The following is a 705-nucleotide window of genomic DNA, read 5'->3' as shown; positions in this document are numbered from 1 at the left end:
GCCCCCAGGGATCATCACCAACTCAAGTACAGTTTACAAGCATGCCTGCTAGTGGTAACTCTTTGTCTGTTACAAGTACAGGTTCATTCTTTAACAATATAACAAACATACAGCTAAGCTATCCATTGCCATCCCCAGGCGTAACCGTAGAAGTATATGCATCTGCAAACACACAAACACCAGTAACAGACTCAACAAACAACGTACTGCTAGCAACATTAACGTATTATGGCCCAGCATTGACATACACCCAGCCAGGAACAAACTACAATTTGATATCTTCATCACTAAGTGCAACATACAGTGGCGAGAGCGGCTTCTCTACGCCAATGACACTAGCTACAGCAGCTCCGGCAGCAAAAGGACCTACACAATATTTCAACTTCTACTACCCAGAGTATGACTTGCCAACATCATCTTCGCTAGCATCAAGCATAGTATTGCAGATAACAAACGCCTCAACAACAACGCCGCCTAGCGTGGGCTCATCGCTCTACTATCTAAACTACACACCTGCACTTGGTGTCAGCGGTGCAATAAGCTATACAAGCAGTCAATCTGGTAGCAAGCCTGTAAAGGCGCCTGCAGGCTTCAGGACAGAGCGTGGCTCATATGTGGCTTCAATAACGCCAACACAAGTAACATATGACATGGCAAAGAGCGTTGATATGCTGCAGTTCGTAGTAGGGCCAGCGTCAACAACAG

Annotated in this window: 1 protein-coding gene; it reads left to right on the top strand. The window is 46.0% G+C overall.

Annotation, left to right across the window (positions count from 1 at the left end; all coding sequences use genetic code 11):
• Window positions 1–62 precede the first annotated feature (62 nt).
• Window positions 63–705 (top strand): hypothetical protein (locus ACP5L5_RS11760; RefSeq protein ID WP_428764012.1); only part of this gene is annotated, 643 nt, incomplete at its 3' end.

The organism is Vulcanisaeta sp. (genome assembly GCF_049966235.1).
In the GTDB taxonomy this organism is placed as follows: domain Archaea; phylum Thermoproteota; class Thermoprotei; order Thermoproteales; family Thermocladiaceae; genus Vulcanisaeta; species Vulcanisaeta moutnovskia.
This window is presented reverse-complemented; position numbering and strand designations above follow the sequence as displayed.